At 63.9% G+C, this 15,600-nt stretch carries 16 protein-coding genes; 7 read left to right on the top strand and 9 right to left on the bottom strand.

The window, feature by feature from the left end; all coding sequences use genetic code 11:
• Positions 1–52: 52 nt before the first annotated feature.
• Entirely contained in the window at positions 53–796 is a 744-nt protein-coding gene (lepB, locus tag XH88_RS25025; RefSeq protein ID WP_271670916.1) for a signal peptidase I, read from the top strand.
• A gap of 130 nt (positions 797–926) precedes the next feature.
• Here the strand turns inward: lepB and groL are convergent, their stop codons facing one another.
• Positions 927–2,567, bottom strand: coding sequence for a chaperonin GroEL (gene groL / locus XH88_RS25020; protein WP_060736470.1), 1,641 nt, complete (start codon positions 2,565–2,567; stop codon positions 927–929).
• A gap of 45 nt (positions 2,568–2,612) precedes the next feature.
• Positions 2,613–2,927 carry a co-chaperone GroES gene (locus tag XH88_RS25015; RefSeq protein ID WP_092293891.1) on the bottom strand — a complete coding sequence of 105 codons (315 nt, stop codon included), beginning with the start codon at positions 2,925–2,927 and terminating at the stop codon, positions 2,613–2,615.
• A gap of 389 nt (positions 2,928–3,316) precedes the next feature.
• Between XH88_RS25015 and XH88_RS25010 the strand changes: the two genes are divergently transcribed.
• Positions 3,317–3,604, top strand: coding sequence for an usg protein (locus tag XH88_RS25010; protein ID WP_271670915.1), 288 nt, complete (start codon positions 3,317–3,319; stop codon positions 3,602–3,604).
• A gap of 163 nt (positions 3,605–3,767) precedes the next feature.
• Positions 3,768–4,301, top strand: coding sequence for a cupin domain-containing protein (locus XH88_RS25005; RefSeq protein ID WP_271670914.1), 534 nt, complete (start codon positions 3,768–3,770; stop codon positions 4,299–4,301).
• A 110-nt stretch (positions 4,302–4,411) separates the two neighbouring features.
• Here the strand turns inward: XH88_RS25005 and XH88_RS25000 are convergent, their stop codons facing one another.
• Positions 4,412–5,662: a NupC/NupG family nucleoside CNT transporter gene (locus XH88_RS25000; protein WP_271670913.1), complete on the bottom strand. Its 1,251-nt coding sequence runs from the start codon at positions 5,660–5,662 to the stop codon at positions 4,412–4,414.
• A 157-nt stretch (positions 5,663–5,819) separates the two neighbouring features.
• Between XH88_RS25000 and XH88_RS24995 the strand changes: the two genes are divergently transcribed.
• Positions 5,820–7,055, top strand: a complete 1,236-nt coding sequence (locus tag XH88_RS24995) for an MFS transporter (protein WP_271670912.1) — start codon at positions 5,820–5,822, stop codon at positions 7,053–7,055.
• Between the two features lie 151 nt (positions 7,056–7,206).
• On the opposite strand, the gene XH88_RS24990 is transcribed toward XH88_RS24995, so the two are convergent.
• From XH88_RS24990 to XH88_RS24970, 5 genes are all read right to left on the bottom strand, one after another.
• Positions 7,207–7,965, bottom strand: coding sequence for an SDR family oxidoreductase (locus XH88_RS24990; protein WP_271670911.1), 759 nt, complete (start codon positions 7,963–7,965; stop codon positions 7,207–7,209).
• Positions 7,966–7,990: 25 nt separating this feature from the next.
• Positions 7,991–8,749: a proteasome-type protease gene (locus tag XH88_RS24985; protein ID WP_158671708.1), complete on the bottom strand. Its 759-nt coding sequence runs from the start codon at positions 8,747–8,749 to the stop codon at positions 7,991–7,993.
• An 81-nt stretch (positions 8,750–8,830) separates the two neighbouring features.
• Positions 8,831–9,679, bottom strand: a complete 849-nt coding sequence (locus XH88_RS24980) for a transglutaminase family protein (protein ID WP_271670910.1) — start codon at positions 9,677–9,679, stop codon at positions 8,831–8,833.
• Between the two features lie 169 nt (positions 9,680–9,848).
• Entirely contained in the window at positions 9,849–10,793 is a 945-nt protein-coding gene (locus XH88_RS24975) for an alpha-E domain-containing protein (RefSeq protein WP_271670909.1), read from the bottom strand.
• 4 nt (positions 10,794–10,797) lie between these two features.
• Positions 10,798–12,216: a circularly permuted type 2 ATP-grasp protein gene (locus tag XH88_RS24970; RefSeq protein ID WP_271670908.1), complete on the bottom strand. Its 1,419-nt coding sequence runs from the start codon at positions 12,214–12,216 to the stop codon at positions 10,798–10,800.
• A 277-nt stretch (positions 12,217–12,493) separates the two neighbouring features.
• Here XH88_RS24970 and XH88_RS24965 point away from each other — a divergent pair, with 277 nt between their 5' ends.
• Genes XH88_RS24965 through XH88_RS24955 form a run of 3 tightly spaced genes read left to right on the top strand, consistent with a single transcriptional unit; the run spans position 12,494 to position 14,462 of the window.
• Positions 12,494–13,231, top strand: a complete 738-nt coding sequence (locus tag XH88_RS24965) for a competence/damage-inducible protein A (protein WP_271670907.1) — start codon at positions 12,494–12,496, stop codon at positions 13,229–13,231.
• Positions 13,232–13,267: 36 nt separating this feature from the next.
• Entirely contained in the window at positions 13,268–13,795 is a 528-nt protein-coding gene (gene gpt / locus XH88_RS24960; protein WP_271670906.1) for a xanthine phosphoribosyltransferase, read from the top strand.
• 49 nt (positions 13,796–13,844) lie between these two features.
• A complete protein-coding gene (locus tag XH88_RS24955; protein ID WP_271670905.1) occupies positions 13,845–14,462 on the top strand; it encodes a hypothetical protein in 618 nt (205 codons plus the stop codon).
• 1 nt (position 14,463) lies between these two features.
• Here XH88_RS24955 and XH88_RS24950 read toward each other — a convergent pair whose 3' ends face one another.
• Positions 14,464–15,486 (bottom strand): methionine synthase, encoded by a 1,023-nt coding sequence (locus XH88_RS24950; RefSeq protein ID WP_271670904.1) that lies wholly within the window; start codon positions 15,484–15,486, stop codon positions 14,464–14,466.
• Positions 15,487–15,600 lie beyond the last annotated feature (114 nt).

Genomic DNA, 15,600 nt, shown 5'->3' with positions numbered 1-15,600 from the left:
GCCATCGCTTGCGCTAATCTCCACATGCAACCTTATTGGGCAGGGCAGGCGAATGACAACTCTTCAGGACACCATCCGGCCGTCGGCCCAATCGCGAGAATGGAAGGCGATCGTCGTTCTGATCCTGCTCGTCCCGGTGCTGTGGTCGCCGGTGATCCTGTTTCGGTACGTGCTGTTTCAGCCCTTCAACATCCCGTCCAACTCGATGGCGCCGACGCTGGTGGTTGGCGATTACATCTTCGCCGCCAAATATGCCTATGGCTATGGCCGCTATTCGTTTCCCTTCGCGCCGTCGTTTGTCTCGGGGCGTTTCCGCGCCGCTGATCCTGATTATGGCGACGTCGTCGTGTTCCGCACGCAGAAGGACAGTTCGACCGATTATGTGAAGCGCGTGGTCGGGCTGCCCGGCGATCGCATCCAGATGCGGCAGGGGCAGCTTGTCCTCAACGACACGCCGGTGACGCGTGTCGCTCTGAAAGAGGTGGCCGCCGGCTCCTCCTGCGGCGGCGAGTTCGGAGCCAAGGTCAAGCGCTGGCGCGAGACGATGCCGAACGGGGTGAGCTACATCACGTACGACTGCATCGACGACGGCTTTCTCGACAACACCAACGTCTACACCGTGCCGCCTGGCCAGTTCTTCGTGCTCGGCGACAACAGAGACAACTCGACCGACAGCCGCATGGCGACGATGGGCTTCATTCCGATGGACAATCTCGTTGGCAAGGTGACGCGGATCTTCTGGTCGCTCGATTCCAGAGGCGAACTGCGCGCGGAGCGGCTGGGGAAGGTGGAGTGAGTGGAACGCCGTCATTCCGGGGCGCGCCGCCTTGGGCGCGAGCCCGGAATGACGAGCGAAGAGAGTTGACCCCCCAAACAAAAACCCCGGCATCGCTGCCGGGGTTTCGTAGTCCTTGAGGTGGTTGACCTTAGAAGTCCATGCCGCCCATGCCGCCGCCCGGGGGCATCGCGGGGCCCGCGCCGCCCTTCTTGGGCAGTTCGGCGACCATGGCTTCCGTGGTGATCAGGAGCGCGGCAACCGAGGCTGCGTTCTGGATCGCGGTACGGACCACCTTGGTCGGGTCGATGATGCCCTTCTTGACGAGGTCGGCATATTCGCCGGTCTGGGAGTCGAAGCCGTAATTGTAGGCCTTGTTCTCCAGGATCTTGCCGACGATCACCGAGCCGTCTTCACCGGCATTGATCGCGATCTGGCGAGCGGGAGCCGACAGCGCCTTGCGGACGATCTCGACGCCGGTCTTCTGGTCGTCGTTCTTGGTGCGCAGGCCCTTGAGCTGCTCGGAAGCACGGAGCAGGGCGACGCCGCCGCCCGGGACGATGCCTTCCTCGACAGCCGCGCGGGTCGCATGCATCGCGTCATCAACGCGATCCTTGCGCTCCTTCACCTCGACCTCGGTCGCGCCGCCGACGCGGATCACCGCGACGCCGCCAGCGAGCTTGGCGAGGCGCTCCTGGAGCTTCTCACGGTCGTAGTCCGAGGTGGTCTCCTCGATCTGCGCCTTGATCTGGGCCACGCGCGCCTCGATGTCGGCCTTCTTGCCGGCGCCATTGACGATCGTGGTGTTCTCCTTGTCGATCATCACCTTCTTGGCGCGACCGAGCATGTTGAGCGTGACGTTCTCGAGCTTGATGCCGAGATCTTCCGAGATCGCCTGGCCGCCGGTCAGGATCGCGATGTCCTGCAACATGGCCTTGCGGCGATCGCCGAAGCCCGGCGCCTTGACGGCAGCGACCTTCAGACCACCGCGGAGACGGTTCACAACAAGCGTCGCCAAGGCCTCGCCTTCGACGTCCTCGGCGACGATGACCAGCGGCTTGCCGGTCTGCACCACGGCCTCGAGCAGCGGCAGCAGCTCGTTCAGCGAGGAGAGCTTCTTCTCGTTGATGAGGATGTAGGCGTCGTCCATCTCAACGCGCATCTTGTCGGCGTTGGTGACGAAGTAGGGCGAGATGTAGCCGCGATCGAACTGCATACCCTCGACGACGTCGAGCTCGGTCTCGAGCGACTTGGCTTCCTCGACGGTGATGACACCCTCGTTGCCGACCTTCTTCATGGCGTCGGACAGGAACTTGCCGATCTCCTGGTCGCCGTTCGCCGAGATGGTGCCGACCTGGGCGATCTCGTCGTTCGAGGTGACCTTCTTGGAGTTCTTCTGCAGGTCCGCAACCACGGCCTCGACCGCGAGGTCGATACCGCGCTTGAGGTCCATCGGGTTCATGCCGGCGGCGACCGACTTGGCGCCTTCCTTCACGATCGCCTGGGCGAGCACGGTGGCGGTGGTGGTGCCGTCGCCGGCCGCATCAGCGGACTTGGAGGCGACTTCGCGCACCATCTGGGCGCCCATGTTCTCGAACTTGTCGTCGAGCTCGATCTCCTTGGCGACGGTGACGCCGTCCTTGGTGATGCGGGGCGCGCCGAACGACTTGTCGAGCACAACGTTGCGGCCCTTCGGACCGAGCGTGACCTTCACCGCGTTGGCGAGAACGTCGACGCCGCGCAGCATCTTGTCGCGCGCTTCAACCGAGAATTTGACTTCTTTGGCTGCCATCTGAAATTTTCCTTGAGGGTTTGACTGGAGGGAGGAGAGGGGCCCTTAGGCCGCCTTCTTCTTGGACTCGCTGACTTCGAGAACGCCCATCACGTCGCTCTCCTTCATGATCAGCAGATCCTGGCCGTCGATCTTGACCTCGGTGCCGGACCACTTGCCGAACAGCACGCGGTCACCAACCTTCAGGTCGATCGGGACCAGCTTGCCAGCCTCGTCGCGGCCACCCGGGCCAACGGCGACGACTTCGCCCTGCGAGGGCTTTTCCTTGGCAGTGTCGGGAATGATGATGCCGCCAGCGGTCTTCTCTTCTGCGTCGATGCGCTTGACCACGACGCGGTCGTGAAGCGGACGGAATTTCATGCAGTCCTCCTAAGCATTTGCACGAGTTGAGGATTTTGAGATTGTTAGCAATCGATGCCCGCGAGTGCTAGCGCGAGCGAGGTTGAAATAGGACAGGAATTTTGCGGGGGCAAGGGTTTGTAGCAAAAAAATCAGCAGGCGAAAGCACCGAGTGCCAGCTTCGCATCGCCATCGTTAACCGGCCTTTGGAGACCTCTGGGAGGCCGTATTAGCACGGGGCCGTCTCTGCTGCTAACGCATTGAATTTCAACAGCTTGTTAAACTTTTGGGCTTGAGATGGGTTGTCAGTTTGCGTCACATTTCTCTCATGTGAGCGCATCGTTTCCGGGTGGCTCCCGGGGCACCGATCAAGCCATCCCCTGAATGCGCTCCTGCAAAGGAGGTTTGGCATGGGACTGCGCGTTGGGGGCGTTTCCGACGATTTCCGGAAACAGATGCTGGGCTACGGGCTGACGACGGCCCAGATTCTCTACCGGATGCCGGATCACCCGTCGCTGCTCCAGACCTACGTCTGGCAGAACTACGACATGTTTCCGAAATTTCCGGCGCTCACCGACTTCCTCGCCTTCTGGACCGAGAAACTCGACGGCCCGCTGCATTCGGTGACGGTGGCGCATTCCAAGCTGATCAAGCCCGCCGAGCTCCGCGCCGTGGACGGCGTGTTCCGGCTGAATTGAGGGGAGCGCCGCTCTCGTAGGAAGGGCAAAGGCGCGCGCTCGCGCGCCGTGCCCACCATCTCTCTATGATCGCGCGCAGAACGTGGGCACGCTTTCGCTTTGTCCACCCAACGATATCTCGTTCCGTGCTAGCCTCTCACGATAACAACAAGGGAGGCGGCCCATGGCCAAAAAGGTAAAATCGCGCAGTGCAGTCCAGACCGCGGTGAAGAAGCGAAGCGGAGCCAAGTCCGCCGCGCGATCTGCCGCCCGCAAGGCGGCGAAGGCGCGCACCGCGCCGGCAACATCATCAGCGAAGAAGTCCGCGCGCCCCAGGCAGCGCATCGCCATCAGCCATCACCGCGAGGAAGATTTCAAAGCCGACGGCCTGCGCGCCTACGCAAAATACCGCGACCTCGGCATCGCCGCGGCAACCCACGGCCTCGCGCAAGCGCACGTGATCCGCCTGCAGGGGCCCTGCGATCCGGCCGAGGTCTCCAAGCTCCACTATCACGACGTCGAATTCCAGATGGTCTACGTGCTCAAGGGCTGGGTGAAGACCTACATGGACGGGCAGGGCGAGACGATGATGAGAGAAGGCAGCGCCTGGACCCAGCCGCCGAAGATCAAGCACATGATTTTGGACTACTCCGATGACGTCGAACTGCTGGAGGTGATCCTGCCGGCGGAGTTCAGGACGGTGGAGCTGAAGGCGTAGCGTTCTCCACGTCATTGCGAGCGAAGCGAAGCAATCCAGAATCTCTCCGCGGATGCATTCCTGGATTGCTTCGCTACGCTCGCAATGACGGGTCACTTGTAGCCCGGGCCTCACGTCAACACCCCCACCACCGCCCCCATCAGGCACGTCGTCAGCGTCCCGGATACGATCGACTTCAGTCCCAGCGCGTTGATCTCCTCGCGCCGTTCCGGCGCCATCACGCCCAGGCCGCCGATCATGATGCCGAGGCTGGCGAAATTGGCGAAGCCGCACATCGCGTAGAGCATGATCAGGCGCGAGCGCGGATCGAGCGTATCGGGCGGCAGCTTGGAGAAGTCGACATAGGCGACCAGCTCGTTGAGCACGGTCTTGGTGCCCATCAGGCTGCCGGCCGTGATCGCCTGGTCCCAGGGCAGTCCCATCAGCCAGCACATCGGCGCCATGATCAATCCAAGCAGGCGCTGCAGCGAGATTGCGGCACCGCCGAGGTTGGGCAACAGGCCAAGGATGGCGTTGACGAGATAGACCAGCGCAACCAGCACCAGGAGCATCGCGACGATGTTGATCAGCAGCTCGATCCCCGCGCTCGTGCCTTTCACGATCGCATCCATCGTGCCCGAGACTTGCATCTCGGGATCTTCCAGCGCGCCGCCGGTGCGCTTGTCGGAGGTCTCGGGCACCATGATCAGGCTGACCAGGATCGCGGCCGGTGCGCCCAGCACCGAGGCGATGACGAAATGCGCGGCTGCGTCGGGGATCAGCGGCGCAAGCAGCGTCGCGTAAAGCACCAACACGGTGCCAGCGATGCCGGCCATGCCGCCGGTCATCACCAGGAACAGCTCGCTGCGCGACATCTGTGAAAGATAAGGCCGCACGAACAGCGGCGCCTCGACCATGCCGAGGAAGATATTGGCCGCGGTCGAGAGGCCGACCGCGCCGCCGACACCAAGCGTGCGCTCCAGCAGCCAGGCCATGCCGCGCACCACAGGCGGCAGCACGCGCCAATGAAACAGCAGCGTCGTCAGCACGCTCATCACCAGCACGATCGGCAGCGCCTGGAAGGCGAGGATGAAATCCGCCCCCGGCACCTTGAGCTCGAAGGGCAGGGCGCCACCGCCGACATAGCCGAACACGAAGGAGGAGCCGGCGCGCGAGGCCGCCGAGATCGCGCCGACCGCATCATTGATGACGCCGAAGCCATGCGCGATGAGAGGCACCTTCAGCAGCACGATGGCGGTAACGAAGGTCACGACAAGGCCAATCAGCGCCTGGCGCAGCGAGACCGCGCGGCGATTCTCCGCGAGCGCGAAGGCGATCAGCAGCAATGCGAAAACGCCGAGTGTCGATTGCAGCCGAAGCATGATGTCCCCAATCCCCCAATGATTATGGCCGCACGCGCGTTGCAAACGCAATGCCGGGAATGCTGCCGCCCCTGGCTCTGTTGACAAGCCGGCGCGCGTCAGCCACGCGGGGCGCCTTGAGATCAGGACGCACCAGCCGAGCGTGACCGAAGAGGCGATGCCAGAAGAGCCGACATCCGTCAGTCCACCGGTCAGCGCCGGTGAGCTTCTTCGCCATCGCGCCTTCCTGTTCTTCCTGCTTTCGCGCAGCCTGTCGCGCTTTTCCAGCCAGATCGCGGCGGTGGCGATCGGCTGGCAGATCTACGACCTGACCGGCTCGGCCTTCGATCTCGGCATGGTCGGCCTCGTGCAATTCGCCCCCACCGCGCTGCTCGTCTTCGTCGCCGGCCACGCCGCCGATCGCTTCGAACGCAAGCGCGTGGTGCAGCTCTGCCAGCTCGTGGAAGCGGCGACCGCGCTTTACCTCGCCGTGATCACCTGGCTCGGCGCGGTCGGCGAGGTGCAGATCTTCATGGCGACCTTCGTGCTCGGCATTGCCGGCGCCTTCGAAAGCCCGACCACTGCGGCGTTGCTGCCGCTGATCGCGCCGCAGGGCTCGCTCCAGCGCGCGACCGCCGTGTCCAGCGGCGCGGCACAGGTTGCGACCATCACGGGACCGGCGCTCGGCGGCTTTGCCTATGCGATCGCGCCGCATCTCGCCTATGCCGTGATGCTGCTGTTCTGGATTCTCGGGATGATCCTGACCGGCTTCATCCAGCCGCGCCCGCAGGCGGTCGCCAAGGACACCGGTACGGACAACATCTTCGCCGGCGTCCGCTTCATTCGCCAGAGCCCGGCGATCCTCGGCACCATCTCGCTCGATTTGTTCGCGGTGCTGTTCGGCGGTGTCACGGCGCTACTGCCGATCTATGCCCGCGACATTCTCCAGGCTGGCCCGGTCGGGCTCGGCGTGCTGCGCGCCGCCCCCGCGGTCGGCGCATTGATGATGACCATGGTGCTGGCGCGCCATGCCATCACGCGGCATGTGGGCCTGCGCATGTTCCAGGCGGTGATCGTGTTCGGTCTCGCCACGATCGTGTTCGCGGTGTCGCACTGGATGTGGCTGTCGGTGCTCTCGCTCGCCGTGCTCGGTGCGGCCGACACAATCAGCGTCGTCATCCGCTTCTCGCTGGTGCAGCTTGCGACGCCGGACGAGATGCGCGGCCGCGTCGGCGCGGTGAATTTCCTCTTCATCAATGCCTCGAACCAGCTCGGCCAGTTCGAGAGCGGGCTCACAGCGGCGCTGCTCGGTGCGATGCCGGCCGCCGTGCTCGGCGGCGTCTGCACGGTGGCGGTGGCGCTGCTGTGGATGAAGCTGTTCCCCAGCCTGCGGCAGGTGGAGAGGCTGGAGTAGGGGAAGATCTCGTGTCCCGGACAAGCTGCAACGCGTCAGCGTTGCGGCGCAGAGCCGGGACCCAGAACGTCAGGAAACGCGGAGGCATGGGCCCCGGCTCAGCAGCGCGTCATTGCATGCCGCGCTGCGTCCGGGGCATCGAGAGAGTGGCTTAGCCGCGCCCGACGAACGGCATCTTGGTCGCCATCACCGTCATGGTCAGGACGTTGGCATCGAGCGGCAGGCCGGCCATGTAGGCGACCGCGTCGCCGACGGCCTTCGCATCCATGCGCGGCTCGTGCTTGGTGGTGCCGTCGGGCTGCAGCACGCCGGGGCCATTGACCATGCGATCGGTCATCGGCGTCGCGGCATTGCCGATGTCGACCTGGCCGACCGCGATGTCGTACATGCGGCCGTCGAGGTTCGAGGCTTTGGTCAGCCCCGTGATGGCATGCTTGGTCGAGGTATAGGCCGCCGAGAACGGCCGCGGCGCATGCGCCGAGATCGAGCCGTTGTTGATGATGCGGCCGCCGCGCGGGGTCTGGTCCTTCATGATGCGGAAGGCGTGCTGGGTGCACAGGAACGGGCCGGTGAGGTTGGTGTTCACCACCGCTTGCCACTGCTCGAGGCTGAGGTCCTCGAAATTCACGGCAGGCGCGCCCATGCCGGCATTGTTGAAGAGCACGTCGAGCCGGCCATAGGTCGCCTTCACCTTGTCGAACAGCGCGGCAATCTGCTCCGGCTTGGTCATGTCGGCAGTCACGCACAGGCTCTTGCCGGCCGGGCCGAGTTTCGCGGTCTCCTCGAGCATCTCCATGCGGCGGCCTGCGAGCACCACGGTGAAGCCGGTGTTCATCAACGCCAGTGCGGCGGCGCGCCCGACACCGGTGCCGGCGCCGGTCACCAATGCGATCTTTTTCGCTTCACTCATCGTTTCCTGCCTTTTCTTCGAGTTGTCAGGTCTTGGGTTCTTTTTCGTTCTTGTAGGGCGGCCGCGGGATGTTCTGATGCGCGGCGCGCAACGCCGCCGACCAGCGCGAGCGCAGGTCGTGGAAATAGGGCTCGCCGGCCTCGATGCGGTGATTGAGATCGGCTTCGCAGGCGTCCGCGCGCACCACCAGCACGTCGATCGGCAGCCCCACGCCGAGGTTCGAGCGCATGGTCGAGTCCATCGAGATCAGGCCGGTCTTCAGCGCCTCGTAGAGCTCGACGTCGTAATGCATGGCGCGATCGAGCACCGGCTTGCCGTATTTGTGCTCGCCGATCTGCAAGTAGGGCGTGTCGGTGGTGCACTCGATGAAATTGCCGGCGGTGTAGACCATGAACAGGCGCATGCGCGCGCCCTTGATCTGGCCGCCGAACAGAAAGGAGACGTCGAAGGACACGTCCTCGGATTTCAGCGCCGGCCCCTCCGTGGCGTGCACGGCCCGGATGGCCCGGCCGATGCGCTGGGCGGCCTGGAACATGGTCGGCGCATTCATCAGCGTCTCGATCTCGCCCGTGTTGGGGTCTTCGAGGCCTTCGGTCAGCGTCGACAGCACCGACTGGCTGATCGCGAGATTGCCGGCGCTGGCGATCGCCATGATGCGCTCGCCGGGTTTCGAGAAGATGTGCAGCTTGCGAAAGGTCGAGACGTTGTCGAGACCGGCATTGGTGCGGGTGTCGGCGATCATCACCAGACCGTCCCGAACCAGGATTCCGCAGCAATAGGTCATTTCCAGTCCCCGAACGCGTTTGCGCGGAAGTACTAGCCAATTTCAGGGACCGGTCCAACCCCCGATTGTCGGGGTGACGTGCTAGCCCTGCCGCTGCGACTGCGATTGCGACTGGCCGCCGCGGCTGGCCTGCTCGACCTTGACCGCGACCGTCAGCGTCTCCGCGCCGCCGCCATAGCGGGTGCCGCGCACGGGAGCTGCGCCGAGATAATCGAGCCCGATCGCGACGCGGACATGGGCATCGGTGGTGCAGATGCTGTTGGCGGGATCGAAGCCGACCCAGCCGAGATCGGGCACGTAGGCTTCCGCCCAGGCGTGTCCGGCATCCTGATGCACAGTGCCGTCGGAGCGCAGGAAATGGCCGGAGACGAAGCGTGCCGGCACGCCGCCGCTACGGGCGCAGGCGATGAAGATATGCGCATAGTCCTGGCAGACGCCGCGTTTGAGCGTGAAGGCCTCCGCGGCCGAGGTTCCGCTGTTGGTCGGATCCTCGTCGAAGGTCATGTGATCGCTGATTTGCGACATCAGCGTGTGCAGGAAACCGAGCGTGTCGCTCTCGGCCTCGCTGCGCAGCTGGCGCGCGACCGCCATCATCGCCGGATTGACCGTCGTGAGGTCGGTAGGACGCAGGAACATGCCGGCCGGAAAACGCTCGTCAGTGCCACGCAGCACCCCGCCGGTGTCGTGAATCTCGATCAGCCCCTCGGCGGTGATCTTGATGTCGCTGACGGGCCCGCAGGACAGCACATGGATGACGTTGCCGAACGCATCTTCGTGCATGTCGAGCTTGGTGTCGGTCGAGACGTCGATCTGCCACTCCGCCACATATTGCCCGTCATGGCTGCCCGGCGTCATGCGCAGGATCTGGATCACGCTCGTCGCCGCCGGCTCGTAGCGATAGGTCGTGGTGTGCAGGATTCGCAGGCGCATAGGTGGACCGTGTCGTTAGTGGTGAGACCCGACTGCCGCCGCAAAAGAAGATCGTCATGCCCGGGCTTGTCCCGGGCATCCACGTGCTTCCTCGTGGCTCGAAGAAAGAACGTGGATGGCCGGGACAAGCCCGGGCATGACGGTATCCCATTTCGTCAGTCGGGGGACATCAGATCAAATACTGCTTCGTGATGATTTCGCCCAGCCTGGAATTGTCAGCGATGAATTCCTGAATGAATTCATGCACGCCACGCTGGAAAATGTCGTTCATGTTGCTGTGTTCCAGCCGGTTGCGGATGCCGCGGGCATGGCGCTGGGCCGGACCCTGGCGGCCATAGGCGACGCCGATCTGATCGAGATTGCGCACGAGATTGTCGTAGCAGCTCGCCAGCGAGCGCGGCAGCGTGCCGTTGAGGATCAGGAGGTCCGCGACCAGCCACGGCTTCAGCGTCTCGCGGTAGACCCAGTGATAGGCCGTCAGCGCCGAAACCGAGCGCAGGATCGAGCTCCACTGATAGAAGTCGAGCGGACCGCCGACGTGTTCCTCCTCCGGCAGCAGCACGTGATACTTCACGTCGAGAATGCGGGCGGTGTTGTCGGCGCGCTCCAGGTGCAGGCCGAGGCGTGAGAACCAGTAGGCGTCGTTGCGCAGCATGGTCCGGTAGGCCGAGCCGTCGAAGCGCAGCGAGGTCTCCTGCACGAAGCGCAGGAATTTTGCGAGGTCCTCGCGGGTCGAGGTGCCCTTGCTCCAGACCGCCTGGAGCTCGATCCAGGCCGAGTTGATGGTGTCCCACATCTCGCTGGTCAGCGCCGTGCGCACCGAACGCGAGTTCAGCCGCGCCGCCTCGATGCAGTTCCTGATGGAGGACGGGTTGTCGGCCGAGAACGAGAGATAGTCGACGACGTTGTGCTCGTTGGCTTCCTCGTGGGTCCGATAGAAGCTCTCCGCGACGCCGGCGGTGAGCAGCGCCGAGTCCCATTCGTTGGTCTTGCCGATATAGGCGGCTGGAAGCGCGGTGACGCGCAAGGTCGCATCGATGGTGCGTGCGAGATATTCGGCCCGTTCGACGTAGCGGGCGAGCCAGTAGAGGTTTTCGGCGGTACGCGACAGCATCTCACTACTCGTCCAGAATCCAGGTGTCTTTGGTGCCGCCGCCCTGGCTCGAATTGACCACCAGGGAGCCTTCCTTCAGCGCGACGCGGGTGAGCCCGCCCGGCACGATCGTGGTGCTCTTGCTGCCGGTGAGCACGAAGGGCCGCAGGTCGACATGGCGCGGCGCGAGACCACTGGCCGTGCAGGTCGGGCAGGTCGAGAGCGCCAGCGTCGGCTGCGCGATGAAACCTTCCGGCTCGCGCTTGAGCTTTTCGCGGAACGCCTCGATCGTCGCCTTCGTTGCGGCAGGGCCGATCAGCATGCCGTAGCCGCCGGAGCCGTGCACTTCCTTGACGACGAGCTCGCTCAAATTGTCCAGCACGTAGGCGAGATCCTTTGACTCGCGGCAGCGCCAGGTCGGCACGTTCTTCAGGATCGGCTCCTCGCCCAGATAGAATTTCACGATATCGGGCATGTAGGAGTAGATCGCCTTGTCGTCGGCGATGCCGGTCCCGACCGCGTTGGCGAGCGTGATGTTGCCGGCCGCATAGGCCGACATCAGCCCGGGCACACCGAGCACGGAGTCCGGGCGGAAGGTGAGGGGGTCGATGAAATCGTCATCGACGCGGCGATAGATCACGTCGACCCGTTTCAGCCCCTCGGTCGTGCGCATGAACACTTCGTTGTTCTTGACGATGAGGTCGCGGCCCTCGACCAGCTCGACGCCGAGCTTGTCGGCGAGGAAGGAGTGCTCGTAATAGGCAGAGTTGTAGACTCCGGGCGTGAGTAGGGCGACCGTCGGCTCGCCCGACGCGCCGTGTGGCGCCACAGAGCGGAGCGCGGCGAGCAGCTCGTCCGGATAGCGCTCGACCGGTGCAACCCTGTGGCGCGCGAACAGGTCCGGAAACAGCCGCATCATGATCTCGCGGTTTTCCAGCATGTAGGATACGCCCGAGGGCGTGCGCGCATTGTCCTCCAGCACGATGAAGTCCTCGGCGTCGACCCGGACGATGTCGATGCCGGCGATGTGCACATAGACGTCGTGCGGCACCTGCTGACCGTTCATCTCGGGCCGGAACACCGGGTTCTGGAAGATCAGATCGTCGGGCACGATCTCGGCGCGGAGGATCTCGCGGCCGTGATAGATGTCGCGCAGGAACATGTTCAGCGCCCTGACGCGCTGCTTCAGCCCGTTTTCCAGCCGCGCCCATTCCTTGCCCGACATGATCCGCGGGATCACGTCGAACGGGATCAGGCGCTCGGTGGATTCGGAGTCTCCATAGACCGCGAAGGTAATTCCGATGCGACGGAACAGGAGCTCGGCCTCCTGGCGGCGATATTCGAGCGCCTCGGGAGGCGTCTCCTTGAGCCAGCGTGCCAGCTCCTGATAGGCGGGGCGAAGGTCCCCGCCCGGAATATTCATTTCATCAAACGCGACTGCCATAGATCCCGACTGTTCTCCGCAAGGCGTTGCGCCATTGAACAGGTCGCCAAGCCCTGGTGGAGGCCGCAACGTCCTGGCCATGCGGCAAGAGTGCATGACTCCGAGGAGGTAGCAAGGGCCGGGCCAGCGCTATAAGCATGGAGACAGGGCTTTTGCCTGCAATGGTCAGGACGGTGCCTGAAAAAATGGCTGAGGACTGCTTATTTCGGCAGCAAAACCGCGTGACTTCAACGCGTTACCTCGGCAAAGTCGGGACCTGAGGTGAGGGACTTAGTGCATGAGCGAGATCGTCACGGCGGGCATTCTGGTCATCGGGGATGAAATCCTGTCCGGCCGGACCAAGGACAAGAATATCGGCTTCATCGCCGAATATTTGACCAATATCGGCATCGACCTGAAGGAGGTCCGGGTCGTCTCCGATGACGAGGACGACATCATCGCCGCGTTGAATGCACTGCGGCAACGCTACACCTATGTCTTCACCACTGGTGGCATCGGGCCGACCCACGACGACATCACCGCGGACAGCGTCGCCAGGGCCTTCGGGGTCGGCATCGACCATCATCCCGAGGTGGTCGCCCGTTTCAGGGAGCGCTGGAGCGGGCAGGACCTCAACGAGGCCCGCCTGCGCATGGCGCGAATCCCCGACGGCGCCGAACTGATCCAGAGCGCGACCATCCTCGCGCCCGGCTTCAAGATCGGCAATGTCATCGTCATGGCCGGCGTGCCCTCGATCATGCAGGCGATGATGGACATTGTCTCGCCCAAGCTGAAATCGGGCGTGCGCATGCTCTCCGAATCGGTCCGTGCCAATGCGCGGGAAGGCGACATCGGCAGTCCGTTGCGGGCGATCGCGGCCGCCCATCCCGACACCATCATCGGCAGCTATCCCTTCATGGATGAGGAGCAAAAGCCAAACACGAACCTCGTGGTGCGCTCGCGCGATCCGGACAAGCTCGCCGCTGCAATGGCGGCGGTGAAGGAAATGCTGGCGGGATTGAACGTCACCCGCTAGCAACCTAGCTGCCGGCAAACGAAGCAGGAGACGACAATGGCTGGTGAAACACCGCAATTGAGCGCAGAGGAACGGGCAGGTCGGCCCTTTCCGGTGTCGTGGGACCAGTTCCACCGGGATTGCCGGGCGCTGACCTGGCGGCTCAACGAGGTCGGTCCGTTCCATGCAGTGATCGCGATCACCCGCGGCGGCCTGGTGCCGGCGGCAATTGTGGCGCGTGAGCTCGGGGTTCGCATCATCGATACGGTCTGCATCGCCAGCTACGACCACGACAAGCAGGGCGAACTCCAGGTCCTCAAGGGTATTTCAGAAGCCGCGATGAAGCTTGGTGGCGGCACCGGCAAAGGCCTGTTGATCGTCGACGACCTCGTCGACACCGGCAAGACCGGCAAGCTGGTGCGCGAGATGCTGCCCGATGCGCATTTCGCCACCGTCTACGCCAAGCCGAAGGGCCGTCCCTTGGTCGACACCTTCATCACGGAAGTGTCGCAGGACACCTGGATCTTCTTCCCCTGGGACACCGCGTTGTCGTACCACCCGCCGCTGCGCGACGGCGCAGCGTGATCAGGGCCTTAGGCCGGTGCTAAACTCGCAATGACGCGCGGAGGCGGCTATGCCCCTGCAAAACCGCGTCACGCCGACAGGCGAGATCATCGCCACACCGCACCGCGGCCTGTTCACCGGCAATCGCGGCATCATCCACGATCCCGCGACGAAGACCTTGCTCAACAAGCGCTGGTCGACGCCGGCCTGGATCACCTGCCTCTGTGAATTCCGCGGCTGGCGCAGGCCCGTGATGGCGCGGCGGAGCTGGACAGAGCTGTTCTTCCTGGATGAGGCCACCGCCTTTGCTGCAGGTCACCGCCCTTGCTTCTTCTGCCGCCGCGACGATGCCAAGCTGTTTCGGGCTGCATGGGAGAGGGGGAACGACGTGACCGGAATCAGCGCCAAGGCGATGGATGCCGCACTTCATCGTGAGCGGCTGGATCGGGGTAGGAAACGCCTGCACGCCTTGCCAGTGCCGCTCGCCGAACTGCCCGATGGCGCCATGGTGCAGCAAGCCGAACAGAGTTTTGTGGTGGTGCAGGGTAGGGCGCTCTTGTGGTCGGCGGCCGGCTATGTGTTCGACACACACGAACTCACCGAGCCAATGCTGCTGACACCGCCATCGACACTGCGCGCACTGAGCGCCGGCTACCGGCCGGTGCTGCATCCCTCTGCGTCAGGCTAGATTACCCCAGCTTCTCGCGCGCCAGCGCTGCGCCGGCGCCGAGCGCCATCAGCTTGGCTTCGGCGATCTCGCGCCGCATCGGCGCCATGCCGCAATTGGTGGTGGCGATGATGTTGCTCTTCGGTACGAATTTCGACACCGCCTCGATCACCTTGACGACGTCGTCCGCGGTCTCGACCGTGTCGCTTGCGACGTCGATGACGCCCGCCTGGACGATCTTGTTCTTCAGGAGCGCGAGCAGATCGAGCGGCACTTTCGAATTACGGCACTCGATCGCGACCTGCTGGATCGGGCTGGCGTCGATCGCCGGGAAGATCTGCTCGTACTGCCGCCACTGGCTGCCTAACGTCTCCTTCCAGTCGGTGTTGGCCTTGATGCCGTAGCCGTAGCAGATGTGCACGGCGGTGGCGCAGGTGAGCCCCTGCGCGGCGCGCTCCAGCGCCCTGATGCCCCAGTCGTTGACTTCGTCCATGTAGACGTTGAAGGCGGGCTCGTCGAACTGCACGAGATCGACGCCGTCGGCCTGCAATGCCTTGGCTTCCTCGTTCAAGAGCTCGGCGAAGGCGAAAGCCATCTTGACGCGATCGCCATAGTAGCGGTCCGCGATGGTGTCGATGATGGTCATCGGGCCGGGCAGAGTGAATTTCAGTTTATTTTTCGTGTGCGTGCGAGCGATGCGCGCCTCGAAGGCATGGACGCGATCCTTGAGCCGGAGCGGTGCGACCACCTGCGGCACCATCGCCTTGTAGCGATCCTTGCGGATGCCCATCTCGACCTTGTGGGCGAAATCGATCCCCTCGATCTTCTCCAGGAAGCCGTGGACGAAATGCTGGCGGGCCTGCTCGCCCTCGGTGACGATGTCGATGCCGGCGTCTTCCTGGATCTTCAGCCAGATCAGGGTCGCGTCGCGCTTGGCGCGGAGAAGCTCGTCGCCCTGCGACTTCCAGGGCGCCCAGAGCATGTTGGGCTCGGCGAGCCATTCCGGCTTGGGCAAGGATCCGGCGATCGTCGTTGGAAACAGCATGGGTCCCTCCCGGCGGGTTATGATTGCGCCTCTGTCTGCCATGTCTTAACGTCGAGGTACAGAACAACAAAAGTCGCCCTCTCTTCCAGCGGCGATGATAGGGAAGGCCAAAGG

It is taken from the genome of Bradyrhizobium sp. CCBAU 51627 (assembly GCF_028128765.1).
Lineage (GTDB): Bacteria > Pseudomonadota > Alphaproteobacteria > Rhizobiales > Xanthobacteraceae > Bradyrhizobium.
The sequence above is the reverse complement of the archived record's forward strand: the minus strand, read 5'-3'. Positions and strand labels throughout refer to the sequence as shown.

Bases quoted from the DNA above. Each gene is read 5' to 3' on its own strand.
- lepB (WP_271670916.1), top strand. From the start codon at position 53: ATGACAACTCTTCAGGACACCATCCGGCCGTCGGCCCAATCGCGAGAA.
- groL (WP_060736470.1), bottom strand. From the start codon at position 2,567: ATGGCAGCCAAAGAAGTCAAATTCTCGGTTGAAGCGCGCGACAAGATG.
- XH88_RS25015 (WP_092293891.1), bottom strand. From the start codon at position 2,927: ATGAAATTCCGTCCGCTTCACGACCGCGTCGTGGTCAAGCGCATCGAC.
- XH88_RS25010 (WP_271670915.1), top strand. From the start codon at position 3,317: ATGGGACTGCGCGTTGGGGGCGTTTCCGACGATTTCCGGAAACAGATG.
- XH88_RS25005 (WP_271670914.1), top strand. From the start codon at position 3,768: ATGGCCAAAAAGGTAAAATCGCGCAGTGCAGTCCAGACCGCGGTGAAG.
- XH88_RS25000 (WP_271670913.1), bottom strand. From the start codon at position 5,662: ATGCTTCGGCTGCAATCGACACTCGGCGTTTTCGCATTGCTGCTGATC.
- XH88_RS24995 (WP_271670912.1), top strand. From the start codon at position 5,820: ATGCCAGAAGAGCCGACATCCGTCAGTCCACCGGTCAGCGCCGGTGAG.
- XH88_RS24990 (WP_271670911.1), bottom strand. From the start codon at position 7,965: ATGAGTGAAGCGAAAAAGATCGCATTGGTGACCGGCGCCGGCACCGGT.
- XH88_RS24985 (WP_158671708.1), bottom strand. From the start codon at position 8,749: ATGACCTATTGCTGCGGAATCCTGGTTCGGGACGGTCTGGTGATGATC.
- XH88_RS24980 (WP_271670910.1), bottom strand. From the start codon at position 9,679: ATGCGCCTGCGAATCCTGCACACCACGACCTATCGCTACGAGCCGGCG.
- XH88_RS24975 (WP_271670909.1), bottom strand. From the start codon at position 10,793: ATGCTGTCGCGTACCGCCGAAAACCTCTACTGGCTCGCCCGCTACGTC.
- XH88_RS24970 (WP_271670908.1), bottom strand. From the start codon at position 12,216: ATGGCAGTCGCGTTTGATGAAATGAATATTCCGGGCGGGGACCTTCGC.
- XH88_RS24965 (WP_271670907.1), top strand. From the start codon at position 12,494: ATGAGCGAGATCGTCACGGCGGGCATTCTGGTCATCGGGGATGAAATC.
- gpt (WP_271670906.1), top strand. From the start codon at position 13,268: ATGGCTGGTGAAACACCGCAATTGAGCGCAGAGGAACGGGCAGGTCGG.
- XH88_RS24955 (WP_271670905.1), top strand. From the start codon at position 13,845: ATGCCCCTGCAAAACCGCGTCACGCCGACAGGCGAGATCATCGCCACA.
- XH88_RS24950 (WP_271670904.1), bottom strand. From the start codon at position 15,486: ATGCTGTTTCCAACGACGATCGCCGGATCCTTGCCCAAGCCGGAATGG.